This is a genomic window from Saccharothrix sp. BKS2 (genome assembly GCF_047689505.1).
In the GTDB taxonomy this organism is placed as follows: domain Bacteria; phylum Actinomycetota; class Actinomycetes; order Mycobacteriales; family Pseudonocardiaceae; genus Actinosynnema; species Actinosynnema lopnurensis.
The window spans coordinates 680069-703065 of record NZ_JAUQOL010000001.1 but is presented as its reverse complement, the minus strand read 5'-3'; the positions used below and the strand labels follow the sequence as shown (position 1 = coordinate 703065).

Annotated in this window: 20 protein-coding genes and 1 pseudogene; 15 read left to right on the top strand and 6 right to left on the bottom strand. The window is 72.4% G+C overall.

What is annotated here, in order from left to right:
• Nucleotides 1-202 precede the first annotated feature (202 nt).
• Both Q5530_RS02575 and Q5530_RS02570 read left to right on the top strand, forming a co-directional pair.
• The gene (locus tag Q5530_RS02575; RefSeq protein WP_415360436.1) at nucleotides 203-1765 is read left to right on the top strand and encodes a deoxyguanosinetriphosphate triphosphohydrolase family protein; all 1563 of its coding nucleotides are present in this window, start codon (nucleotides 203-205) and stop codon (nucleotides 1763-1765) included.
• 180 nt (nucleotides 1766-1945) lie between these two features.
• On the top strand, nucleotides 1946-4705 hold the full coding sequence (locus tag Q5530_RS02570; RefSeq protein WP_415360435.1) for a S8 family serine peptidase: 2760 nt from the start codon (nucleotides 1946-1948) through the stop codon (nucleotides 4703-4705).
• Nucleotides 4706-4757: 52 nt separating this feature from the next.
• Here Q5530_RS02570 and Q5530_RS02565 read toward each other — a convergent pair whose 3' ends face one another.
• Nucleotides 4758-5735 (bottom strand): hypothetical protein, encoded by a 978-nt coding sequence (locus Q5530_RS02565; RefSeq protein ID WP_380633389.1) that lies wholly within the window; start codon nucleotides 5733-5735, stop codon nucleotides 4758-4760.
• Between the two features lie 293 nt (nucleotides 5736-6028).
• Here Q5530_RS02565 and Q5530_RS02560 point away from each other — a divergent pair, with 293 nt between their 5' ends.
• The 6 genes and pseudogenes from Q5530_RS02560 (at nucleotide 6029) to Q5530_RS02535 (ending at nucleotide 9618) form a co-directional block, all read left to right on the top strand.
• Complete coding sequence (locus tag Q5530_RS02560; RefSeq protein ID WP_415360433.1) at nucleotides 6029-6604, top strand: hypothetical protein; 576 nt, start codon at nucleotides 6029-6031, stop codon at nucleotides 6602-6604.
• Nucleotides 6605-7086: 482 nt separating this feature from the next.
• Nucleotides 7087-7575, top strand: a pseudogene (locus tag Q5530_RS02555) (acVLRF1 family peptidyl-tRNA hydrolase); the annotation flags it as partial.
• A 49-nt stretch (nucleotides 7576-7624) separates the two neighbouring features.
• Nucleotides 7625-8065 carry a hypothetical protein gene (locus tag Q5530_RS02550; RefSeq protein ID WP_415360431.1) on the top strand — a complete coding sequence of 147 codons (441 nt, stop codon included), beginning with the start codon at nucleotides 7625-7627 and terminating at the stop codon, nucleotides 8063-8065.
• A 4-nt stretch (nucleotides 8066-8069) separates the two neighbouring features.
• On the top strand, nucleotides 8070-8582 hold the full coding sequence (locus Q5530_RS02545) for a SigE family RNA polymerase sigma factor (protein WP_380633396.1): 513 nt from the start codon (nucleotides 8070-8072) through the stop codon (nucleotides 8580-8582).
• The gene (locus tag Q5530_RS02540) at nucleotides 8575-9069 is read left to right on the top strand and encodes a hypothetical protein (RefSeq protein ID WP_415360429.1); all 495 of its coding nucleotides are present in this window, start codon (nucleotides 8575-8577) and stop codon (nucleotides 9067-9069) included. Before Q5530_RS02545 ends, Q5530_RS02540 begins: the two co-directional genes overlap by 8 nt.
• Nucleotides 9070-9486: 417 nt before the next feature.
• Entirely contained in the window at nucleotides 9487-9618 is a 132-nt protein-coding gene (locus Q5530_RS02535; RefSeq protein WP_415360428.1) for a hypothetical protein, read from the top strand.
• 102 nt (nucleotides 9619-9720) lie between these two features.
• Here Q5530_RS02535 and Q5530_RS02530 read toward each other — a convergent pair whose 3' ends face one another.
• Nucleotides 9721-10494 carry an SDR family oxidoreductase gene (locus Q5530_RS02530; protein WP_415360426.1) on the bottom strand — a complete coding sequence of 258 codons (774 nt, stop codon included), beginning with the start codon at nucleotides 10492-10494 and terminating at the stop codon, nucleotides 9721-9723.
• A gap of 144 nt (nucleotides 10495-10638) precedes the next feature.
• Between Q5530_RS02530 and Q5530_RS02525 the strand changes: the two genes are divergently transcribed.
• From Q5530_RS02525 to Q5530_RS02510, 4 genes are all read left to right on the top strand, one after another.
• On the top strand, nucleotides 10639-12267 hold the full coding sequence (locus Q5530_RS02525) for an ABC-F family ATP-binding cassette domain-containing protein (RefSeq protein ID WP_380633404.1): 1629 nt from the start codon (nucleotides 10639-10641) through the stop codon (nucleotides 12265-12267).
• Nucleotides 12268-12446: 179 nt separating this feature from the next.
• The gene (locus Q5530_RS02520; protein WP_015103570.1) at nucleotides 12447-12656 is read left to right on the top strand and encodes a helix-turn-helix domain-containing protein; all 210 of its coding nucleotides are present in this window, start codon (nucleotides 12447-12449) and stop codon (nucleotides 12654-12656) included.
• Nucleotides 12657-12720: 64 nt separating this feature from the next.
• Nucleotides 12721-13536 carry an enoyl-CoA hydratase/isomerase family protein gene (locus tag Q5530_RS02515; protein ID WP_415360424.1) on the top strand — a complete coding sequence of 272 codons (816 nt, stop codon included), beginning with the start codon at nucleotides 12721-12723 and terminating at the stop codon, nucleotides 13534-13536.
• Nucleotides 13537-13992: 456 nt separating this feature from the next.
• On the top strand, nucleotides 13993-15858 hold the full coding sequence (locus Q5530_RS02510) for an ABC transporter ATP-binding protein (protein ID WP_415360423.1): 1866 nt from the start codon (nucleotides 13993-13995) through the stop codon (nucleotides 15856-15858).
• 152 nt (nucleotides 15859-16010) lie between these two features.
• On the opposite strand, the gene Q5530_RS02505 is transcribed toward Q5530_RS02510, so the two are convergent.
• On the bottom strand, nucleotides 16011-16751 hold the full coding sequence (locus Q5530_RS02505) for an SIS domain-containing protein (RefSeq protein ID WP_380633410.1): 741 nt from the start codon (nucleotides 16749-16751) through the stop codon (nucleotides 16011-16013).
• Between the two features lie 112 nt (nucleotides 16752-16863).
• On the opposite strand from Q5530_RS02505, the gene Q5530_RS02500 reads away from it, so the two are divergent.
• On the top strand, nucleotides 16864-17619 hold the full coding sequence (locus tag Q5530_RS02500) for a DeoR/GlpR family DNA-binding transcription regulator (protein ID WP_415360422.1): 756 nt from the start codon (nucleotides 16864-16866) through the stop codon (nucleotides 17617-17619).
• Nucleotides 17620-17943: 324 nt separating this feature from the next.
• On the opposite strand, the gene Q5530_RS02495 is transcribed toward Q5530_RS02500, so the two are convergent.
• On the bottom strand, nucleotides 17944-20076 hold the full coding sequence (locus tag Q5530_RS02495; protein ID WP_415360420.1) for a transglycosylase domain-containing protein: 2133 nt from the start codon (nucleotides 20074-20076) through the stop codon (nucleotides 17944-17946).
• Between the two features lie 107 nt (nucleotides 20077-20183).
• Nucleotides 20184-20558 (bottom strand): hypothetical protein, encoded by a 375-nt coding sequence (locus Q5530_RS02490; protein ID WP_415360419.1) that lies wholly within the window; start codon nucleotides 20556-20558, stop codon nucleotides 20184-20186.
• 309 nt (nucleotides 20559-20867) lie between these two features.
• Between Q5530_RS02490 and Q5530_RS02485 the strand changes: the two genes are divergently transcribed.
• On the top strand, nucleotides 20868-21704 hold the full coding sequence (locus tag Q5530_RS02485; RefSeq protein WP_415360417.1) for a lysozyme: 837 nt from the start codon (nucleotides 20868-20870) through the stop codon (nucleotides 21702-21704).
• 30 nt (nucleotides 21705-21734) lie between these two features.
• Nucleotides 21735-22319 (top strand): DivIVA domain-containing protein, encoded by a 585-nt coding sequence (locus Q5530_RS02480; RefSeq protein ID WP_415360416.1) that lies wholly within the window; start codon nucleotides 21735-21737, stop codon nucleotides 22317-22319.
• Here Q5530_RS02480 and Q5530_RS02475 read toward each other — a convergent pair.
• The gene (locus Q5530_RS02475; RefSeq protein ID WP_415360415.1) at nucleotides 22313-22990 is read right to left on the bottom strand and encodes a hypothetical protein; all 678 of its coding nucleotides are present in this window, start codon (nucleotides 22988-22990) and stop codon (nucleotides 22313-22315) included. The two genes, Q5530_RS02480 and Q5530_RS02475, sit on opposite strands and share 7 nt — an antisense overlap.
• Nucleotides 22991-22997: the final 7 nt, after the last annotated feature.

The following is a 22997-nucleotide window of genomic DNA, read 5'->3' as shown; positions in this document are numbered from 1 at the left end:
CGGTAGTTAAGCCTTCCAGCGCCGATGGTACTGCACTCGTGAGGGTGTGGGAGAGTAGGACGCCGCCGAACATTCTTTCCCTCAGGGGCACCCGTGATACGGGTGCCCCTGAGGGCTTTTTGCGTTCAACACCACCGAGCTGCAACACAGCGACGGCAGCACCGCCCCGGCACCCCGCCGACGCGGCAGCTAGGTTTCCCCCATGCACAGCGAGGACCCCCGAGCCCAGCGCCGCTCCGGCGGTGACACCGCAGTCCAGGCCGATCTCGCCACCAGCCCGTTCCGCGTGGACCGGGACCGGGTGGCCGGCTCGCCGTTCTTCTCGCGCCTGGGCGGCGTCACGCAGGTCGTCAGCTCCACGGGCTCCGGTCTGCTGGTGCACAACCGCCTCACCCACAGCCTGAAGGTCGCCCAGGCGGCCCGCGCGATCGCCGAGCGCCTCAACACCCGCCCCGAGGTGGCGAACCTGCTCGACAAGCTCGGCGGCTGCGACCCGGACGTGGTGGAGGCCGCGGCCCTCGGGCACGACCTGGGGCACCCGCCGTTCGGGCACCTGGGCGAGCAGGTGCTCGACCGCCTGGCCCGGCACCGGTTCGGCCTGGCCGACGGGTTCGAGGGCAACGCCCAGTCGTTCCGCATCGTCACCACCACGGACGTGCGGGGCCCGTCGGCGGTGGGGCTGGACCTGACGGTCGCGGTGCGGGCGGCGATGCTGAAGTACCCGTGGACCCGGCTGTCCCACCCGACGCCGCACCCGCGCGAGCTGCCGGAGCCGCCGCGCGGCGCCGCCGAGCCGCCCGACGCGCCGGGCACCGGCTCCGCGAAGTTCTCCGCCTACGTCACCGAGCTGGAGGACGTCGTCCAGGCGCGGGCCTTCTACGGGGGCCGGCTGGAGCCGTGGCAGCAGACGGTCGAGGCGTCGGTGATGGACACCGCGGACGACATCGCCTACGCGATCCACGACGTGGAGGACTTCTACCGGGTGGGTGTGCTCCAGCACGCCACGGTGTCGGCGGAGCTGAACTCGTGGCTGGGCCACGCGGTCGAGCTGGCGGGCCTGTCGGCGGCCGAGCTGGCCGCCCAGCAGCGCCGCCCCGGCCGGTCGCTGGAGGAGCTGCGCCGCCGCCTGCACGCCAAGGACTCGTGGACGGTGGACGACGACGCGTTCGCGCAGGCCGTGGCGAAGGTGCGGGCCGAGCTGGTGGACGGCCTGCTGGCGATCCCGTTCGACGGGTCGGTGGAGGCCGAGCAGGCGGTCGCCGGGTTCTCCGCGCGGTGGACGCGCCGCCTGGTGGACGCGGTCGGGGTGATCGAGGAGCCGACCACCCGTTCGGGGCACGTGGTGCTGGCCGTGCCGCAGTGGCACGAGGTGCAGGTGCTGAAGTTCGTGCACCGCCGGTTCGTGCTGCTGCGCCCGGACCTGGCGCTGCACCAGCGCGGCCAGGCGCGGCTGCTGACGGCGCTGGTGGAGGCGCTGGAGCAGTGGGCCACCGACCGGCACGAGGCGAACCGGCTGCCGCGCCGCCTGCACGACCTGGTGGAGCTGGCCGGCGCGGAGTACGCCAGGATCGCCCGGACGGACCCGGCCGTGCTGGTGGGGGCCACCGGGGACGCGCCGTCGGGGCCGGACGCGGTGCGGACGCTGGCGCGTGGCCGGGCGGTGGTCGACTTCGTCGCCTCCCTCACCGACAACCAGGCCGCCGCGCTGCTCGACGGGTTGTCCGGGCGGACCGGACAGCTGTGGACGGATGCTTTTGTACTGTGAAATGTGATGGATATTCCACGTCGCAAGTAGGCCAAACGGTGGCAGACGGTACTTGGGCGTGCGCAATACGTTGACCCCTCGATCGGGGACACCCGATCGCAGGTCGCGTGCGTCGGGGGCACGCTCAACGTGGGGGAGACGCCTGTGCGTTCACAGCTACGCCGGTCTCGAAGAACCGCCTTGATCGCAGCCGGCGCCGCCGCGCTGCTGACCCTGGGCGTCGTGTCACCCGCCGGCGCCGATCCGGCCAGGGCGTCCCAGGGCGTCGAGGACCGGACCGCCGCGCAGATCGCCGCGCTCCAGGAGATCAAGCGGTCGCTCTCCGGGGCGGAGTCCAAGCTGGACAGCGCGCTCGTGGTGGAGCAGCGCCGCCGCGCCAACGCCGGCGCGCTGAACCGCGTCCCGGCCGTGCAGACCGGGGTGAAGGTCCAGAGCGGGAACACCGTCCTGGTGGACATCCGCGCCCACAAGGTCAGCGACGACCTGATCAACGCCGTCCTCGCCGCGGGTGGCGGCGTCCGCGCGGTCTCGGTCGAGGGCCGGACCGTCCGCGCCCAGGTCCCCCTCGGCTCCCTCACCCGGCTCTCCGGCCGCGGCGACGTGCGCCGGGTCGAGACCGCCGTCGAGGCCAAGACCTTCCACAAGCAGGACCCCAAGAACACCGCCCAGGCCCCCGCCAAGGAGGACAAGGCGCGGGACGTCGAGGCGCGCACCCGTGAGGCGCTGGCCTCGGTGAGCGCGGCGGCCACCACCGGAGAGGGTGACCGGGCGCACGCGGCCGACACGGCGCGTGACGAGTTCCGGGTCACCGGCACCGGCGTGAAGCTGTGCGCGCTGTCCGACGGCATCGACTCCCTGGCCGCCTCGCAGGCGTCGGGCGAGCTGCCCGCGAACGTCGAGGTGCTGCCCGGCCAGGAGGGCTCCGGCGACGAGGGCACCGCGATGCTGGAGATCCTCCACGACATCGCCCCCAACGCCAGCCTGGGCTTCGCCACCGCGTTCAACGGTGACGCCAGCTTCGCCGACAACATCCGCGGCCTGCGCTTCGAGCTGGGCTGCGACGTCATCGTCGACGACGTGCTCTACTTCAACGAGTCGCCGTTCCAGGACGGCGTCATCGCCCGCGCGGTGGACGCGGTCGCCGCGGACGGCGCGCTGTTCTTCTCCTCCGCGGGCAACGAGGGCAACGTCGCCGACCGCACCTCCGGCCACTGGGAGGGGCAGTTCGTCGACTCCGGCGTCGGCATCGGCAAGTTCGCGGGCACGGCCCACGACTTCAACCCGGACCCGGGCGCCAAGCAGGTGGTCAACCCGCTGTCGGAGAGCTCCGGCAACGTGCCGGTCACGCTGTTCTGGTCCGACCCGCTGGGCTCGTCGTTCAACGACTACGACCTGTACCTGGTCAACGCCCAGGGCAGCGTGGTGGCGTTCAGCCAGGGCGTGCAGGACGGTACCCAGGACCCCTACGAGCGGCTCAACACGCCCGCGAGCTCCGCGGGCCTGCGGCTGGCCGTGGTCAAGTTCCGCGGTGAGGACCAGTACCTGTCGCTGTCCGCGCTCGGCGGCCGCTTCAAGGACTCGACCGGCGCCAAGGGCTTCGCCACCCCCGGCGTGACCCGCGGCCACTCGGCGGCCAAGGGCGCGATCAGCGTCGCCGCCGCCCCGGCGGCCGACCCGCTGCCGTTCGACCTGGAGCCGGGCGACCCGGCCAACCCGCGCGGCCCGTTCCCGGGCGCCTTCGACGGCTCCCAGAAGCCCGAGCGGTTCACCTCGGACGGCCCGCGGCGCGTGTTCTTCGCGCCCGACGGCAGCGCCGCCCCCGAGGTCAGGCAGAAGCCCGACCTCACCGCGGCGGACGGCGTGTCGACCAGCGTGCCCGGGTTCGACCCGTTCTTCGGCACCTCGGCGGCCGCGCCGAACGCGGCGGCCATCGCGGGCCTGATCCTGTCCGGCAACCCCGGCCTGTCCCCGGCCGAGGTGCGGGAGGCGCTGACCGCCACCGCGGTCGACATCGCCGAGGCCGGGGTGGACAACCGCACCGGCGCCGGCATCGTCCGGGCCGACCTGGCGCTGGCCTACACCGGTGCCTCGCCGCAGCCGCTGGCCAGGGCGCAGCGCCCGAGCGTGGTCAACGACTCGGACGGCAGCCAGTACCTGAAGCCGGGCACCACCTCGACGGTCACCGTCCCGGTGACCAACAACGGTGACGGCACGGCGGCCTCCACGAGCCTGGTGCTCACCACGCCCACCGCGGGCGTGACGATCGCGCCGCGCTCGAAGCACTACGGCAACATCGAGGTCGGCCAGACGGTGACCAACACCTTCAAGGTGAGCGTCCCGTCCGGGGTCCGGGTCGGCTCGGCGATCAAGCTGGACGCCCGGGTGACCTACTCCGGGTCGACGTCGCCCACGACCGCCTCGTTCACGCTCAACGTGGGCGAGCCGTCGCGCGACGTGAAGACCTTCTCCTACACCGGCCCGGTGCTGGCCATCCCGGACAACAGCCCGCTGGGCGCGACCGTGCCCATCGAGGTCACGGGCGTGGGCAGCGCGTCCAAGGTCGCGCTGTCCATCGACGGCACCCAGTGCACGCCGAACATGGACGGTTCCACCACGGTGGGCATCGACCACACGTTCGTGGGTGACCTGGTCGGCACGCTGACGGCGCCCAGCGGTGTCAGCGCGACGGTGTTCCAGCGCAACGGCGCGACCGGCTCGAACCTGTGCCAGGTCGTGTTCGACGACTCGGCCGCGCGGGCGTTCTCCACGGTGACCAGCGCGAACGCGCCGTTCACCGGCACCTGGAGGCCGACCACGCCGCTGGGCGCGCTGCTGGAGCAGCCGGCGGACGGCACCTGGACGTTCAAGGTCGTCGACACGGCGGCGGCCGACCGCGGCTCGATCCGCGCGGTCTCGCTGAAGATCAACGGTTACATCTGAGCAAAGGGAAGGGCCCCGGGACTCGTCCCGGGGCCCTTCTTCTTAACGCCTGTTACTTCGGCCACTCCCAGCGGATGCCGAACACGCCGGGCCCGAAACCGAGCGCCACCGCGTGCACGCCGCCCGCGCCGTCCAGGGCCAGGTTGCGGCGCCGCGACGGGGTGTCGTCCCCGGCGGGCACGCTGTACTGCTGGCACCGCGCCGGCAGGTACGACGGGTCGAACCGCACCTCGATCACGTACTCCCGCACCGGCAGCCGGAACTTGCGGGCGAAGGTGTTCTTCCCCGCCGGGTAGTGACCCTCCGCGAACAGCAGCTCGTACTCCATGATGATCGTCTCGCCGCGGCTCAGCGGCCGGTCGAACATCATCTCCGCGGCCATGATGTTGGCCTCGCCGTCCTGGACGACCCGCCCGAGGTGGCAGTTGCGCAGGTTCACCACCTGCGGCAGCACGTCGGACTCCTCGGTCTCGAACACCAGCGCCCAGCGGTCCGGGCCGTCCTGCTCGGCGCGCAGGATCTGCCGCACCCACACCGACCGCTGACCGCCGTCCGCGGCGATCTCGATGCGGTCGTGCTGGCTGATGCGGCCCAGCTTCACGTCCGAGGTGGTGTCCACCTTCGTGAGCAGGTTCGCCACCCGCTCGCGGCGCTCCCACAGGGCGTCGATCGGCATCATCGTCGTCGGTCGCGACCGCCTGCCGCGCGGGCGCGGTGGACCCAGGAGCGCCGACAGGCCCGCCTGGGGCACGCCCAGCACGGTCTCCAGGTGGCGCAGCGCCTCCAGCGACTCCGGTCGCTCGGGACGGCGACGACCGGACTGCCAGTAGCTCAGCGTGGCGACGCTGATCGTGACCCCGCGCAGGGCGAGCCGGTGCTGGATCCGGTCCAGGCTCAGTCTGCTGGCCTTGATGGCGGCCCTCAACGCCTCCGGGAAGGGCCCGGTGGTGAGAAGCTGCGCAAGACTGCCGTGGCCCGCCGGGTCGAGTTCGTCGACGGACAGGTTGGGTCTACCGGCAGCGTTGGTCATTGTGACTCCCCGCTGTCATGAGATCACGCCCCAGTGACCCTACCCGCCAACGCAGGGCGTTGGTGCCTTCCGAGCGGAGTCAATGATTGGGCCGAACGGGTTACGAGTTCACCGGGGTGGACATCGTTCTGTCAAGTGGTGACTGCTCCTGCTCCATCCTTTGTAAACCCGTCGGTAACATTGTGCAACGGGTGTCCGCCGATGTGGTGGAAATCCCTTCGGCCGAGTGAGCGGCCGGTGCGGGTCCCGCGCGTGTTGGCGACCCGCGATCGGTTGCCCCTACTGTGTCCCCGGTGACCGCCGCCCAGGACCTCGTGCCCCTGCCGGAGGACCCCCTGGCGGGAATCGCCGCCGCCGTGCTCGGCGCCGACCCGGACTCGGTGCTCGACCTGCTGGACGTCGCCCGCCACCACGGCGGGCCGCCGGTCGACGTGGTCCGCGCGAGCGACGACCTGCTGCCCCGGCTGGCGCACGAGAACGCCCTGTCGCCGGCGTTGCTGCTGGCCAGGCAGGCGCTGCGGCCGGGAGGGCTGTTCGTGGCGGCGGTGCCCGAGCTGGACAAGCTCGGCCGGCTGCGGCCCACCGCGCCGCCGCCGAAGGTGACCGGGCGGGGCGGGGAGCGGCAGGTGACCGTCCAGCTGTGGGACTGGTCGCCCGACGGCGAGTCCTACGCCCTGGAGGTCGTGCGGCTGGTGCGCGCCGAGGGGTCGTGGCAGGTGGCGAACACCGTGTCCACCCGGCACCGGGTGCTGTCGTCGGAGCGGATCTCGGCCGAGCTGGACGCGGCCGGGTTCGCGGCGGTCCAGCGGCTCTCGCCGGCGGAGTGCGGGCACCCGCTGCCCGTGTGGGTCGCGGTCGCGCCGGCATGAGCCGGGTGCGGCCGGTCTCCGGCGGCGGGCGTGCGGTCGAGGTCGAGCCCGAGCGGCTGACCAGGTGGTTCGAGCGGTTCGCCGGCCTCCACGGCGGGGTGGCGACGACGGCGGTGACCGAGCACGAGTTCCTGGTGACGGCGGTCGACGGCACTACGGCCTCGGTGTCGGCGGCCTTCGGCAGGTTCACCCCCGAGGGTGAGCCCGATCGAAGGTCACCCGGTGGTTCGCCTCCCTCTGACCCACCTCTCAGCCGCCGGTCCTCCACCGATGCCTCCAACTACCGCCTGCTCTCCGCCGGCCCGCTCTTCTCAGGGCCACTCCCCGCGGGCCCGCTTCCCGCCGAGCCCTCCGGTCCGCCCTCCGCCCGGTCCTCCTCCGCCCGGTCCTCCTCTACCCCGTCCTCCTCGGACCCGCCGTCCACCCACCGGTCCTCCTCTTCCTCTTCTTCCTCCTCCGGCCGGGTGTTCGAGGGTCTGGTCCTCGACCCGCTGCTGACCAACGCCCTCACCCCGCGCCGCCTCGGCCTGCTCCTCGTGCGGCTCGGCGGGCACAGCATCGGCGTGGCGCTCGACGGCCGGGTCCTGGTGTCGACCACGGACAGTCACCAGGTGCACGGCCGCAACAAAGCCGGCGGGTGGTCGCAACAGCGGTTCGCGCGGCGCCGGGAGGGCCAGGCGAGGGTCGCCCTGCACGCCGCGGCCGACGACGCCGCCCGGGTCCTGGCGCCGCGGGTGGCCGAGCTGGACGCGGTGGTCCTCGGCGGCGACCGGCAGGCCCTGGACGCGCTGCGCGCCGACCGCCGGCTGGCCGAGGTGTTCGCCCTGGCGTCGCCGAGGGTGCTGGACGTGCCCGAGCCCCGGCGGGCCGTGCTGGACGAGGCGGCGGTGCGGGCCAGGGCGGTCGAGGTCGTCGTCCGGGAACCACCCGAAACTCGTGACAACCCCCAGCCCGCCCCACCGCATTCATAAGGGTGCAGAGGGCACCACCCCCGGTGCCCCGCAGACCCGAGGAGCAGCTGTGCCGCGCAAACGACTCGTGCTGGCGGTCGGAGCCGTCGTGGTGGGTGGCCTCGCGGTGGCCGTGCCCGCCCTGGCGTTCGGTTCCGGTCCGGACCCCCGGCCGGTGCCGACGACCACCAGCGTGCCGGTCACCGTGACCGAGGTGCCCACCTCGCCGCGTCCGACCACCACCTCGCCGAACCCGGTCGAGACCTCGCCGGCCCCCACGACGCTGCACCCGACCACCACGGCGCCGTACCCGACCACGCCATACCCGACCTCGCCGCGTCCGACGACCACCGCGCCGCAGCCGATCGAGACCTCGCCGCGCCCCACCGCCACCACCTCACCGCGCCCGACCACGACCGCGGCGCCGGTGCAGACGACGCCTCCCCACCCGCGTCCCACCTCCACGCGGCCCCTGCCACCCACGACGGAACCGCCGGCCGCGGGGCGCTGAGCACGTGAGCTGGGACGCGGAGTTCACCCGACACTTCGACCGGTGCGCCGACTCGATGCGCTTCACCGCGTTCCTGTTGTGCGGCAACCACCACGAGGCCGAAGACCTGGTGCAGTCCGCGTTCCTCAAGCTCTACCTGGCGGGGCCGAAGATGGCACACCGCGACGGTCTGGACGCCTACCTCAGGCAGATCGTGGTGCGCACCTTCCTGGCCGAGCGCCGCCGGGTGCGCTGGAAACGGGAGAAGCTCACCGACCTCCCGCCGGAGGTGCCGTCGGCGGGGGTGCTGAGCGAGGACAGGCTGGTGGTGTGGCAGGCCCTGGCGGCGGTGCCCTCGAAGCAGCGGGCGACGCTGGTGCTGCGCTACTGGCACGACCTGGGCGTGGAGGAGACGGCCGCCGCCCTCGGTTGCTCGGTCGGCACGGTGAAGAGCAACGCCAACCGGGGGCTCAAGGCGTTGAGGCAGAGGCTGGGACCGGAGTTCGGCTCGCTGTGGGAGGTGTCGCGCGGTGCTTGAGGACGAGCTGAAGAAGACGTTCGAGGAGCTGAACGTCGAGCCCCTGCCACGCACGTTCGGCGCCCTCGACATCGTCCACCGGGGCACCCGGGTCAAACGCCGCCGCCGCACCGCCGCCGTGGCCGCGACGGGCACCGGCACCACGGCGCTGGTGGCGGTGGTGGTCGCCTTCGCCCTCAACCAGACCCCCGACCCGAACCACAACACCCCCGCCGATCCGCCCGCCTCGAACACCACCCACCCGGCCACCTCGCCGGCCACCTCACCACCGCCGAGCATCGAGACCTCACCGACGACAACGGAAGGAGCCCCACCCCTCGGCACCCCACCGGCCACCACCACGCCCCCGACCACCACCCCGCCCACCGCCACACGACCTGCCACCGCCGGCCCCCACCCGACAACCACCACCGAAACCCCGACCCCGCGCACCACCTCCACGACCACCCTCATCGAGGTCTCCGCCACCGCCCCAACCGCCGGCTAGGGCCTACCCAACCGCCCCGGCCTGCCACCGCCCTACTCACCATCGCCCGGCCGCGCTGCCCACCTGCCGGTCCGCCTACCTACCCGCCTACCCGCCTGCCTACCTGCTCGCCCGCCTACCGGGCCGGCCGTCTGCCTGACCGATCCGGCAGCGCATCCTGTCCAGCCCATGCACCCCTCCTCGGCCAGCGCCGTGGGCGTTACCGGCACCCACCACACGACTCGACCGCCAGGCGGCCTCCCACCTTCACGACCGGCCTGCCGGTGCGCTGCCAGCCCCGGATCGCCAGCCCCGTCCCGGACACCGCCGCCGCACCACCCGGCCCGGAGGCGACGGACACGACCGCCCGCCACCACTCGCCGGCCGACTTCTCTCCACCGCGGTCTACTCGACGCGCCGGCCCCCACGTCATAGGCGATGTTCACCGCCCCGGCCACCCCGCGAACCCGCCTGCTCGCCCTGGCCGGCCCGGGCGGCGGCAAGACGCGCCCGGCGGCCCGCGTGGCCAACCGCGCCGAACCGGCCACCGCCGCCCGCCACCACACCTGAGCCGACCACCCCGCCCGCAGCCATACCAAGCAGCCGCGCCCCCACAACCCGACCTCCGCGCCGGTCCCACCCCGCGCCGGTCCCGCGCCCGGCGCGGAACCGCTACCCGAGCGTGCCGGTGGCGAGCAGCCCGCCGTCCACCCGCACCGTCTCCCCGGTGATCCACTCCGCCGCGTCCGAGGCCAGGAACGCCACCAGCCGCGCCACGTCCTCCGGCGTCCCGAGCCGCTTCATCGGGTAGGCGGCCGCCGCGTCCTCCTCTCGCCCCGTGTAGAGGGCCTCGGCGAACCGCGTCTTCACCACCGCCGGCGCCACCGCGTTCACCCGCACCCCCGGCCCCAGCTGCCACGCCAGCTCCTCGGTCAGCCGGATCAGCGCCGCCTTGCTCGCGCCGTAGGCCGCGATCACCCCGGTCGACCGCAGGCCGCCCACCGACGCGATGTTCACCACCGCCCCGCCGTGCTCCCGCATCCACGCGTGCCACGCCAGCTGCACGAACCCGAGGGCCGCCACCACGTTCGTGTCGAAGATCTTCCGCACCGCGTCCAGGTCGGCGTCCACCAGGGGACCGAACACGGGGTTGATGCCGGTGTTGTTCACCAGCACGTCCAGCCGACCGAACCGCTCCACCACCAGCCGCACGGCCTTCGCCCGGTCGTCGGCGTCGCCCGCGTTGCCCGTCACCGCCAGCACGCGGTCCGGTGACGCGCCCGAGGTCTCGGCCAACCCGGTCGCCGCGGTGGCCAGCGCCTCCGGTTTGCGGCCGGTGATCGCCACCGACGCGCCCCGCGTGAGCAGTTCCAGCGCGATCCCGAGGCCGATGCCCCGGCTCGCGCCCGTGACCAGGGCGACCTTGCCCGTGAAGTCCGAAGTCATGGCCGCAATCTATGCGCCTGCCCACACCGTGGAAACGCGGTGGCGCTCACCCCGTAGACTGGTGGGGTGGTCGTCTTGATCGAGTAGGTAGCGCGCGAGCTGCGCCGTTGTCCTCGCACGACCACACACCCGGAGTTCTGACGAGTGATCACCGCAACCGATCTCGAGCTGCGCGCCGGTTCGCGCATCCTGCTGTCCGACGCCACCCTGCGGGTCCAGCCCGGCGACCGCATCGGCCTGGTCGGCCGCAACGGCGCCGGCAAGACCACCTCGCTGCGCGTCCTCGCCGGCGAGGGCCAGCCCTACGCGGGCGAGGTGCGCCGCACCGGCGAGCTGGGCTACCTGCCCCAGGACCCGCGCGAGGGCGACCTCTCGGTCGTCGCCAAGGACCGCGTGCTCTCCGCCCGCGGCCTGGACCAGCTGCTGCGCGACATGGAGAAGCTCCAGACCGCCATGGCGGAGCTGGCCGACGACGCCGCGCTCCAGGAAGCCGTGCGCAAGTACGGCCGACTGGAGGAGCGGTTCGCCGCCCTCGGCGGTTACGCCGCCGAGAGCGAGGCCGCCCGCATCTGCTCCAACCTCGGCCTCGCCGACCGCGTGCTCGCCCAGCCGCTGCGCACCCTGTCCGGCGGTCAGCGCCGCCGCGTCGAACTGGCCCGCATCCTGTTCGCCGCCTCCGAGGCCGGCGTGGGCGGCAAGTCCAGCACCATCCTGCTCATCGACGAGCCCACCAACCACCTCGACGCCGACTCCATCGCGTGGCTGCGCGGGTTCCTCAAGTCCCACGACGGCGGCCTCGTCGTGATCAGCCACGACGTCGAGCTGCTCGACGAGGTGGTCAACAAGGTGTGGTTCCTCGACGCCACCCGCGGCGAGGTCGACCTCTACAACATGGGCTGGAAGAAGTACCTCGAAGCCCGCGCCTCCGACGAGAAGCGCCGCCGCCGCGAACGCGCCAACGCCGAGAAGAAGGCCGGCGCGCTCATGGCGCAGGCCGACAAGATGCGCGCCAAGGCCACCAAGGCCGTCGCCGCGCAGAACATGGCCCGCCGCGCCGAGAAGCTGCTGTCCGGCCTGGAGGAGACCCGCCAGGCCGACAAGGTCGCCAAGATCCGCTTCCCGCAGCCCGCGCCGTGCGGCAAGACGCCGCTGACCGCCGAGAACCTCAGCAAGTCCTACGGTTCGCTGGAGGTCTTCACCGGCGTCGACCTCGCCATCGACCGCGGCTCGCGCGTGGTGATCCTGGGCCTCAACGGCGCCGGCAAGACCACCCTGCTGCGGCTGATCGGCTCCAGGGAGCGCCCCGACAGCGGCGAGGTGCTCAAGGGCCACGGGCTCAAGCTCGGCTACTTCGCGCAGGAGCACGAGACGCTCGACCACCAGGCCAGCGTGTGGCAGAACATCCGCCACGCGGCGCCCGACGTGCCCGAACAGCAGCTGCGGTCGCTGCTGGGCACGTTCCTGTTCAGCGGCGAGCAGCTCGACCAGCTCGCGGGCACCCTCTCCGGCGGCGAGAAGACCCGGCTCGCGCTCGCGGGCCTCGTGTCGAGCGCGGCCAACGTGCTGCTGCTCGACGAGCCGACCAACAACCTCGACCCGGCCAGCCGCGAGCAGGTGCTCGACGCGCTGCGCCGCTACGAGGGCGCGGTCGTGCTCGTCACCCACGACCCGGGGGCCGTCGAAGCCCTTGAGCCCGAGCGGGTGATCCTGCTGCCCGACGGAACCGAGGACCACTGGTCCCAGGAGTACCTCGAACTCGTGCAGTTGGCGTGAGGGCAAGGGTTTCCGCGTCTCAAACCCGTAAAGTGAGTGGTGATCGACTCACCGTGGTCGAACGACCGCTCGCAGATCATTTCGCTTGATCACCTGGCGTTCTTGGTCTTCGTGTTCGATCATTGCGACGACAGGGGCTTACGAAGGCCCGACCTGCTGTCTACGGAAGGCGGGACAAGGTGGCTGACCTGAAGAAGGGCGCCCGGATCACCGGCGCCACGCGGGACAAGCTGGCCGCTGACCTGAAGAAGAAGTACGAAAAGGGCGCGAGCATCCGGGCGTTGGCCGAGTCGACCGGGCGCTCCTACGGCTTCGTGCACCGGGTGCTCAGCGAATCCGGTGTGCAGCTGCGCGGTCGCGGTGGCGCCACCCGGACGAAGAAGAAGTAAGCTACCCTCCGGTAACCCGAGGCGCCGAGGAGAGACGGCGCCGCCCGACACCGGAGGTTCACGCATGTCGGCACCGACCGCCATCGACGCCGACCTGCTGGAACGCGCACGCGTGCGGTTCGAGGTCGACGGGGCGCGCGCGACGATCACCCTCGACCGTCCCGATGTGCTCAACGCACAGACGCCGTCCACCTGGGTGGCGTTGCGGACGATCGGCGAACAGCTGGACCCGGACGTCCGCGTGGTGGTCGTCCGGGGTTCCGGTCGTGCCTTCTCGGCAGGGCTCGACCGGCGCATGTTCAGCGGTGAGCGGGTGGAGGGCGAGCCGGGCCTCGCGGAGATCACCGCGCGAGGCCCAGAGGCCGGCGCCGCGCTGATCGCCGAGTTCCAAGAGGGCTTCCGCTGGCTGCGCGACCCGGCCCGGGTGACGATCGCCGCGGTGCGGGGGCACGCCATCGGCGCCGGCTTCCAACTGGCCCTGGCGTGCGACTTCCGCGTAGCCGCCGACGACGCCCGCTTCAGCATGGCCGAAACCTCCCTCGGTCTGGTCCCCGACCTCGGCGGCACCCTCCCGCTGGTGCGCCTGGTCGGCTACTCCCGGGCGGCGGAGATCTGCCTCACCGGACGCCGGGTCGACGCCGAGGAGGCGCTGCGCATCGGCCTGGTGAACAACGTCGTGCCGGGACCCGACCTGGACGCGGCGGTCGACGACCTGACCGCCCAGGTCCTCCGCCCACTGCCGGGCGCGGTGCGCGAAACCCTGGCCCTCCTGTCCTCGGCCGCCGACGGCGCCACGGAGCAGGAGCAGTTGCTGGCCGAGCGCACCGCCCAGCTGCGAAGGCTCGCGGAACTGTCGGCCCTGGCCGGCGCAGGGGACTGACCTGGGCTTATGGCGAGCCGGGGCCACACGATCGGGTGATCACCGCCCGAAAATGTACGAAAACAGCGTTCCGGTCATCGGTTAAGAGAAATCGAGAAGCCGAAACCACCCGCCCCGCCAACCCCACCCGTCCCGCCCATCACCCGACCCCACTCCGCCGCACTTCCCCCGTTCACCACGCACCACCCGCTGCCCCCGTTCACCGTCCCCGCAGCCACCGCCCTCCACACCACCACCACCACCACATCCCGCAGCGTCACCACACCTCGCAGCGCCACCACATCCCGCACCACCACCGTCCGCCCCCCGGTCACCACCCGTCCCTCCGCCCACTCCAGCTGAGGGCCGACCCACGACAGGCACCCGACCCCGCCGACGACCCCGCCGAACACGCCGGCCCGCACCCGCGCGGGAGATCCGGGAAGCTCCCGAACCCCGCCGGCGTTCCTCCCTGTCGTGGATGGTTCCTGGGCCTTGATGCGCAGCGCGATGCGGACCGCGGACGCCCCCTCGGGGGTGCGACCCGGCACGTTCCGCCGAGTGCTGAGCTTCGCCCGCCCGCACCGGGCGAAACTGGTGTTGTTCCTGCTGCTCACGGTCGTGTCGGCGGTCCTGGCCGTGAGCACCCCGGTGCTCGCCGGGCAGGTCGTCAACGCGATCGTCGACGACCGCGACGTGTCGATCGTGGTGTGGCTGGCGGTGGTGATCGCCGGCATCGCGATCGTGGACGCGGGCCTCGGGCTGGTCGAGCGGTGGCAGTCGGCGCGCATCGGGGAAGGGTTGATCTACGACCTGCGCCGCGCGGTGTTCGAGCACGTCCAGCGGATGCCGGTCGCGTTCTTCACCCGCACCCGGACCGGCGCGCTGGTCAGCCGCCTGAACAACGACGTGATCGGCGCGCAGCGGGCGTTCACCTCGACCCTGTCGGGCGTGGTCACCAACGTCATCCAGCTGGGCCTCTCACTCGGCGTGATGTTCACCCTCTCCTGGCAGGTCACGGCGTTGGCACTGCTCCTGCTGCCCGTGTTCGTGCTGCCGGCCCGCCGCATGGGCACCCGGATGGCGGACCTGCAACGCGAGGCCGCGACCCTCAACGCGGGCATGACCACCCAGATGACCGAGCGGTTCTCCGCCCCCGGCGCAACGCTCGTCAAGCTCTTCGGCCACCCCCGCGCCGAGGTCGACGAGTTCGCCGCCCAAGCCGCCCGCGTCCGGGACATCGGCGTCCGCACCGCCATGGCCACCCGCTGGTTCATGACCGGCCTGACCCTGGTGTCCGCGCTCGCCCAGGCCCTCGTCTACGGCCTCGGCGGCTACCTCGCCCTGACCGGCCACCTCGCCGCGGGCACCGTGGTCTCGCTGGCCCTGCTCCTGACCCGCCTCTACACACCCCTGACCGCCCTGGCCAACGCCCGGGTCGACGTGATGACCGCGCTGGTCTCCTTCGAGCGCGTCTTCGAGGTGCTCGACCTTCGACCGATGATCACCGACAGGGACGACGCCCGCCAGGTCCCGGAAGGTCCCGTCCGCGTCGAGTTCGACGACGTGCGCTTCGCCTACCCCTCGGCCGACAAGGTCTCCCTCGCCTCCCTGGAAAACGTGTCCACATTGGACTCGAGGGGTGGCGAGGAGGTCCTCCACGGTGTCACCTTCCGCGCGGAACCGGGCCAGCTGATCGCGCTCGTCGGACCGTCGGGCGCGGGCAAGTCCACCATCGCCTCGCTCCTACCCCGGCTCTACGACGTCGAAGGTGGCGCCGTTCGACTGTCCGATGTGGATGTACGAGACCTGTCCGCCGACTCGATCCGCCGGACCGTCGGCGTCGTCACCCAGGACGGCCACCTCTTCCACGACACCATCCGCGCCAACCTCTCCTACCCGCGCCCCGAGGCGACCGAGGAGGAACTCCACGACGCCCTGCGCCGCGCCCGCCTCGACCACCTCGTCGAATCCCTGCCCGACGGGCTCGACACGATCGTGGGAGAACGCGGCTACCGCCTCTCCGGCGGCGAACGCCAACGCCTCACCATCGCCCGCCTGCTGCTCGCCCAACCGCGGGTCGTGATCCTGGACGAGGCCACCGCCCACCTGGACTCTGAGTCCGAAGTCGCCGTGCAGGCCGCCCTCACCGAAGCCCTCGCCGGCCGCACCGCGCTCGTCATCGCCCACCGCCTGTCCACCATCCGCGCGGCCGACCAGATCCTGGTCGTCGAGGACGGGCGCATCGTCGAACGCGGCACCCACACCGAACTCCTCAACGCCGAGGGGCGCTACGCCGACCTCTACCGCACCCAGTTCGACGAAGCGCCCGCCCCGGTCTAGGGCCCGCTCGGGAACGGCGCCCCCGACGACCCGCCACCCACCACCAACGCCGTGCGGAACGGCACGTCACCCTGCCCGCTGCCGGCTTCGACACGCTCCGACCTCGACACGCTCCGGCACCGACTCCGCGGGGTGCAGGATTCGTGGACGACCTACCCGAGCTGGGGCACCCGCGTCTGGTACTTGCGCAGCAACTCGGCGTTGGCCTGGTCGCCGCCCTCGACGTTCGCGCTGCGCCACAGCGGCAGGCTCACCCCGGACTCCGCGGCCTTGTCGAACAGGCGCACCATCAGCAGGTTCCACAGGAACGTCGTGGCCAGCGTGGACACGGCGGCGGTGACCGGGTTGGCCACCGGGTAGGTCGCGTCACCCGGCGGGACGAGGTTGTCCAGCACCACCGTCGCGTTCTCCGCCAACGTCGTGCCCGCCCGGCGCGGCGCCAGCGCGCTCGCGGCCACCGACGTCACCGCCACCACCGGGCACCCGGCGTTCGCGGCGTGCATCGCCAGCTCGACCGGGTAGGGGTTCACCCCCGAGGTGGAGAAGACGAACAACACGTCGTGATGAGCGAGCCCCGCGTCCCGCAGCACCTCGGCCGCCAACCCGGACCGCCGCTCGGCGGCCGTGCTGCTCACCGCGCCGTGCATCGGCAGCAGCTCGGGGTGGTAGATCGGGCGCACGCACGCCAGGCCGCCCGCCCGGTAGAAGGTCTCGGCGACCGCGGCGAGCGAGTGGCCCGCACCCGCCGCGAGCACCAGGCCGTCCGCGCGGACGCCGGCCAGCACGAGTTCGGCCACGTCGTCCAGCGCGCTCGCGTTCTGCTGCTCCACCCTGGTCAGGTGGTTGCGCACGACGTCCCCGTAGTCGGATCCGGTGACGGTCTCGGTCGCCATGCGGTCGCCTCCAATGGTCTACACCAAATATGTGCCCGCCAGTCCTACCGGATCGTCCCATCACCCGCCAGGGTGTTGACCACCGAACAGCCGCTGTGTTCAATCGAACGCAATGGACGTCATCTGGCGGCACGAGGCGATCTTGGACCGCCTGCGCGGGGGCGAGAGGGTGGCCGTCGCCGCGTTGGCGGAACTGGTCGGCACCTCCGAGATGACTGTGCGGCGCGACCTGGACGTGCTCGAACGCGACGGCCTGGTGCGGCGCGTGCGCGGCGCGGCGGTCGGCATGTTGACGGGGGAGGAGACGCCCTACGCGGCCCGGTCGCGCCAACGGCTGGACGCCAAGCGCCGCATCGCCGCGGCCGTCGCGAGCCTCCTCGACGACGGCGAGACGGTCGTGCTCGACAGCGGCAGCACCGCGGTCGAGGTCGCGCGCGAACTCGTGGACCGCCGGATGACCGTGCTGCCGCTGTCCCTGCACGCGGCCGACGTCCTGCGGCGCGCCGACCACGTGCGACTCGTCCTCCCCGGCGGCGACGTGCGGCCGGGCGAGTTCGCGTTCACCGGCCCGCTGACCGAGCACGCCTTCCGGGTGATGCGCTTCGACACCGTGGTCCTGGGCAGCTGCGGCCTGAGCGCCCGCAACGGGGTGTCGGCCCACGACCTGGCCGAGGGCGCGGTGAAGCGGGCGGCGATCGAGGCGTCGGCGCGGGTGGTCGCGGCGATCGACGGCTCGAAGTTCGGGCGCACCGCGTTCGGCCGGGTGTGCCCGGTGGCGTCGATCGACGTGCTGGTCACCGACGTGGGTGCGCCGGCGGACGAACTGGGCCGCCTGCGCGACGCCGGGGTGGACGTGCGCGTCGTCTGACGCGGGGTCCGGAGGGTGGCCGGTGCCCTCGCGCGCTGTCGGGTGCGCGTGAACCGAGTGTGCGTCAACCGGGTGCGCGTGAACCAATCGCGCGTCAACCGGGTGTGCCGGCCAAGCCGGGGGTCAGGTCAGCTCCCCAAGCCCCAAGGGCCCAGGGGTTCGTCACGGACGGGCGTGTCGGGAGAGGGGCTGTGGTCGCTCGCGGGGTTCCTCATGCTCAACCGATGATCGGGAACGCTGTTTCCGTACATTTCCCGGCGATGATCACCCGATCGTGTGAGGCAACTGACGAACCATCCCCACGAGCCCAACCCGCGCCCCCCATCACGGTAGCCGGTACCGCGGTTCCACGGGCGGCAAGGGCTTCTCCGGCAGGTTCTCGTGCGCCTTCGTCATGAACTCGAACCACGTCCGCGCGGGCAGCGTCCCCCCGTAGATGTCACCCTCCGCGCACAACCGCGGCGGCCCGCTGTTGACGCAGATGCCCCTCGGCGTGATGCCGTCGTTGAAGACCTGCACCGCGCCCGCGTAGTCGAGCGTCGCCCCGATGAACGCCGCCGACTTGTACTCCTCCGTCGTCCCCGTCTTGCCCAGCGCCGGCCGCTTCCAGTCGTACTGCTTGGCCGCCGCCGCAGCGGTGCCGCGGTCCTGGTCGTCCTCGCTCAACCCGACCACCAGGGCGTTCGCCAACCCCTCCTCCACCACCTGCTCGCACGGCGGCTCCCGCACCGCGACCTCCGCGCCGTGGCGGTCGACGACCTTCCGGATCGGCGTGGGCCGGCACCAGGTGCCCGACGACGCGATGGTGGCCGCCACGTTGGCCAGCTCCAGCGTGCTCGTGGGCGCGGGCCCCAGGGTGAACGACGCGTTGCCCGCCGACTTGTAGAAGTCGGCCTGCGACACCTGGAGGTCCTTGCGGTCGGCCGACGGGTCGGGGGCGACGCCGGCGATGTTCGTCGCCATCGTCTCCCGCATCCCCAGCCGGGACGCCATGTCGACCACCGCGTCCAGCCCGACCTTCTCCTCCAGGATCACGAACCCGGTGTTCGGCGACGTCGCCAGCGCCTGCTTCAACGTCATCTGGGGCGCGTAGGAGTCGTCGTGGTTGGACAGGCAGTACCAGTACGTCGCCTGCTCGCCGGTCGACGGGCACGACGCGGCACCGCCGCGGAACACGCGGGACACGTACGAGTTGGGCGTCGCGATCATCGACTCGATGCCGATGCCCCTCTCCAGCGCCGCCGCCGCGGTGAACACCTTGTAGACCGACCCGGCGCCGAACTTGTTCTCCACCGCCGACGGCAGGTCGAACTGGGTCTGGAACTCCTCCTTCTTCAACCCGTAGTCGCGGCTGGCGACCAGCGCCACCACCTCGTGCCGCTCACGACCCGGCTTCACCACCGCCGCAGTGTTGGCGATGCCCGGCGTGGTCTTGGGCACCTGGGCCTCGGCGGCCCGCTTGGCGTGCTGCGTGAGCGTCCGGTCGAGGGTCGTTTCGATCCGGTAGCCGCCGGCCTTCAGGTCGTCCAGGTCGAAGCCGTTGGCGGTCAGGTAGTTCACCACGTAGGAGCAGAAGAACCCGGTCTCCGGGCCCGCGCCGACGCACCCGGTGGGCAGCGGCCGCACCGGGGTGGCCAGGCCCAGCGGTGCCCGCTTCGCCGCCTCGGCCTGCTCGGGGGACAGCTTGTTGTTCGCGGCCATCAGGTCGATGACCATGTTGCGCCGCTCGGTCGCCTTGTCCGGCCGGGCCTCCGGGTCGAGGAACGTGGGGCTGTTGACCATCCCGGCGAGCATCGCGGCCTGCGGCACGGTCAGCGCCTTCGGCGTGGTGTCGAAGTACGCCTGCGACGCCGCCGCGATGCCGAAGATGGTGCCGCCGAACGGCACGACGTCCAGGTAGCGGGTCAGGATCTCGTCCTTGGTCAGCTGCGACTCGACGTGCATCGCGATCCGCGCCTCGCGCAGCTTGCGGGAGATGGTCTGCTCCTGCGCCTTCACCTGCCCGCCCTTGTCGTCGCGCTCCAGCACGTGCACGAGGTGGTTCTTCACGTACTGCTGCGTGATCGTGGACGCGCCCTGGGACACGGAGCCGTCGGACTGGTTGCGCATCGCGGCCCGGATGGTGGCCAGCCAGTCGACGCCGTTGTGCTCGTAGAAGCGCCGGTCCTCGGTGGAGAGCAGCGCGTCCTTCATGACCTGCGCGACCTCGCCCGGCGGCGTGAGCACGCGGTACTGGTCGTAGAGGTACGCGAACGGTTGGCCGTCCTTGTCCGTGATGGTGCTCATCAGGGGCGGCGGGGTGTCGATCAGCTGGACCGAGGTCATCGCGACCCGGTCGCCCACGCGGTTGGACACCAGCCCCGCCGCGCCGACGACCGGCAGCGCGAGCCCGGCCAGCAGCAGGCCGGCCACCAGGCACAGGCCGGCGAGTTTCGCGACGCAATCAGCCCTACGCATACCGGGGAAGTGGGCCGCGGCGGCCCTCGAAAAACTCCGGGAACGCAGGTTCACACTATCGCGCAGCGGTGTTTAACCGGACGTGTCTCGCCCGGCGGTGAAATGCTTTACGCTGCGTTGCACCGGGTGGTCGCGGCACTCGCCAGGTCGGCGGCGTGCCGCATGGCGGCGGCGTGCAGCGCGGTCAACGACAACGCGTCCGCCTGCGCCGCCGGGTCGCCCGAGGTCGGTTCCAGGCGCGTGTCCGCGGTTTCGTAGACCACGCATTCCGCGGCCGTGCTCAGCCGCCGGGCGAGGAACGCCACCGCGCGCATCAGGCGCTCGGCCTCGTCCCGGGTGATCGGCACGACCCGCGGCGGCTCGTCGCCGACGGCGTCGAGCTCCGCCCGCCGCGCCCGGCAGGCCAGGACGCGGTCCCACAGCCCCGCGGCCTCGTGCAACGACTCGATGAACGGCTCCCAGTCGACCTCGCTCGCGGCCATGGTCCCTCACCTTCCGTGCGTCACCCGGGTACTGAGTGCCCTCATCGGGAGCGCTCCATGCCCTCGGTTCACCATCGGGTGAGAAAAAGTGCCACTCTCCGGCAATGACGATCACGACGGGTGCCAGTAAAGTGCCCTCCTGTCATTCGGAAGAGTGGCAGCGTGCTTTTCATGTTGCAAAGACCTCGACCGGTGGTAGCCGATTCCCGGAGTGATCCCGACGTCGCGGAACGGCGCCGGGGGTGGAGGAGTCGTGCTTTCCCAGGGGAGGAATGATCAATGGCCGCGCAATCGCAGACACGGCCCCCGATGCGGGCGGCTCGGACGTGGGCGGCCCGGACCACCGCGGCCGCGCTCGTGCTCGGCTGCCTGGTGGCCCCGCACAGCCGGGTGACCGCGGCGCCGGTGGACGACCCCGCCGCGAGCACGCGGACGGCGGCGGAGGGCGACCACGCCGCGGGTTCCCAGATCGCCCTGCACGAACCCGGGCAACCCGTCGACGCGTCCCAGCTGGGCGGCACCGGGCCGACCGTCCCGGGCATCGACGTGAGCAGCCACCAGGGCGACGTGGACTGGCCGCACTGGTGGGAGCAGGGCAAGCGGTTCGCCTACGTCAAGGCCACCGAGGGCACCGGCTACCGCAACCCCCACTACTACCAGCAGTACAACGGCTCCTACGACGTCGGCATGGTCCGCGGCGCCTACCACTTCGCGCTGCCGGACCGCTCCGACGGCGTCGCGCAGGCCAATTTCTTCGTCGACCAGGGCGGCGGCTGGTCCGCCGACGGCCTCACCCTGCCCGGCACCCTGGACATCGAGTACAACCCGTACGGCGAGGACACCTGCTACGGCCTCACGCCGGAGGAGATGGTCGCCTGGATCCGGGACTTCAGCGAGACCTACCACTTCCGCACCGGCCGCTGGCCGATGATCTACACCTCCACGCTGTGGTGGGACGGGTGCACCGGCCGCGCCGGCGACTTCACCGCCACCAACCCCGTGTGGGTCGCCCGGTACGCGGCCGAGATCGGGCCGCTGCCGCACCGCTGGGCGGTGCACTCCATCTGGCAGCACAGCTCCACGCCGATCGACCAGAACGTGTTCAACGGCACCATGGACGACCTCGTGGCGCTCGCCAGGGGCTGACCCCGGTCCGTCTGATGAAGGGCGGCAGCCATGCACATCGACGAGTTCCGCGGCGCCTTCCGCATCCGCTGGCGCGGCTACGACCGGCAGGAGGTGGACGCCGAGCTGGCCGGGCTGAGGCGGGAGGTCGAGGTGCTCCGGGTGGACCGGGACGCCGCCCTGGCCACCGCCGACGACCTGACCCACGAGCTGGAGGACGCGCGCAGCGAACTCGCCGAGTACCGGGTGCTGCACGCCGGCTACTCCAAGGACAACGCCGTCTCCGGCTGCATCCGCTACCTGATGCACGTGGCCCGGCAGAAGGCGGACGCCTTCGAGAGCGACGCGCGGGAGCGCAGCGAGCAGATGCTGCGGCAGGCCGAGGAGGTGGCGCGCCGGCAAGCGGTGCTGCTCGACGAGACCGAGCAGGAGACGCAGCGCCGCCTCGCCGAGGCCGAGCAGCGCGCCCGGGAGGTCGTGGCGGCGGCCGTGGCCCAGGCGAACGCCCTGTCGGTGAGCCAGGTCGCCCTGTCCGCGAACCCGGTCGAACCGTGGTCCCCGGGCCTGCCCGGACCCCGGATCACCTCCGGCCCGCTGCCGGTCGTGCACCCGGAGGCCGAACCCCGGGGTCAGTGAGACGACGGCTCGTGGCAGCTGCCCTCGCGGGTGGTGCCGTCGACCCTGATCATCACCTGGCCGGGCGACAGGCTCCCGATCACGCACGCCCGGTCGCCCAGGTGCACGCCGTAGACGACGCCGGCCGGCGGTGCCGTCCCGGTGACCGGCAGCTCGAACGGCTGCGCGTACACCTCCCCGGTGGCGCGGCCCGTGCCCTCGAGCACGCGCAGCGCGCTCTCCCGCGCGAAGTCGCCCTGCCCGCACAGCCGCTCCAGCGCGGGCCGCAGCTCCTCGGCCACGGCCACCGCCTCCGCGTGGGCGGCCGGTGCCAGCGGCGCGCGGCGCTTCCAGGCGTTGTTGTCCGCGTGGTTGGGCGGCAGGTCACCCGGGAGCCGCCCCGAGCCGGTCGACGGGGGTGGCGCGGTCGTCGCCGGTGCGGCCTCGGCGACCTCGAACCGGGTCTGGCAGGGACCGGTCGGCGGGACGGAGGTCGGTGCGGCCGGTGGCCCGGTGACCGGTGGCCCGGCGGTCGGTGGCCCGGCGGTCGGTGGCCCGGCGGTCGGTTCCGCGGCGAGCCCCACCCCGGCCGGCGGCGCCGCGCCCCCCTGACCCCGGTCCGCGCACCCCACCGCCACCACACCCGCCAGCAGGACCACGCCCGCGAGCGCCCCACCCCTGAGCAGCGTCATGACCCGA

Bases quoted from the DNA above. Each gene is read 5' to 3' on its own strand.
- Q5530_RS02575 (WP_415360436.1), top strand. From the start codon at position 203: ATGCACAGCGAGGACCCCCGAGCCCAGCGCCGCTCCGGCGGTGACACC.
- Q5530_RS02565 (WP_380633389.1), bottom strand. From the start codon at position 5,735: ATGACCAACGCTGCCGGTAGACCCAACCTGTCCGTCGACGAACTCGAC.
- Q5530_RS02535 (WP_415360428.1), top strand. From the start codon at position 9,487: ATGTTCACCGCCCCGGCCACCCCGCGAACCCGCCTGCTCGCCCTGGCC.
- Q5530_RS02530 (WP_415360426.1), bottom strand. From the start codon at position 10,494: ATGACTTCGGACTTCACGGGCAAGGTCGCCCTGGTCACGGGCGCGAGC.
- Q5530_RS02515 (WP_415360424.1), top strand. From the start codon at position 12,721: ATGTCGGCACCGACCGCCATCGACGCCGACCTGCTGGAACGCGCACGC.
- Q5530_RS02505 (WP_380633410.1), bottom strand. From the start codon at position 16,751: ATGGCGACCGAGACCGTCACCGGATCCGACTACGGGGACGTCGTGCGC.
- Q5530_RS02500 (WP_415360422.1), top strand. From the start codon at position 16,864: ATGGACGTCATCTGGCGGCACGAGGCGATCTTGGACCGCCTGCGCGGG.
- Q5530_RS02495 (WP_415360420.1), bottom strand. From the start codon at position 20,076: ATGCGTAGGGCTGATTGCGTCGCGAAACTCGCCGGCCTGTGCCTGGTG.
- Q5530_RS02490 (WP_415360419.1), bottom strand. From the start codon at position 20,558: ATGGCCGCGAGCGAGGTCGACTGGGAGCCGTTCATCGAGTCGTTGCAC.
- Q5530_RS02485 (WP_415360417.1), top strand. From the start codon at position 20,868: ATGCGGGCGGCTCGGACGTGGGCGGCCCGGACCACCGCGGCCGCGCTC.
- Q5530_RS02480 (WP_415360416.1), top strand. From the start codon at position 21,735: ATGCACATCGACGAGTTCCGCGGCGCCTTCCGCATCCGCTGGCGCGGC.
- Q5530_RS02475 (WP_415360415.1), bottom strand. From the start codon at position 22,990: ATGACGCTGCTCAGGGGTGGGGCGCTCGCGGGCGTGGTCCTGCTGGCG.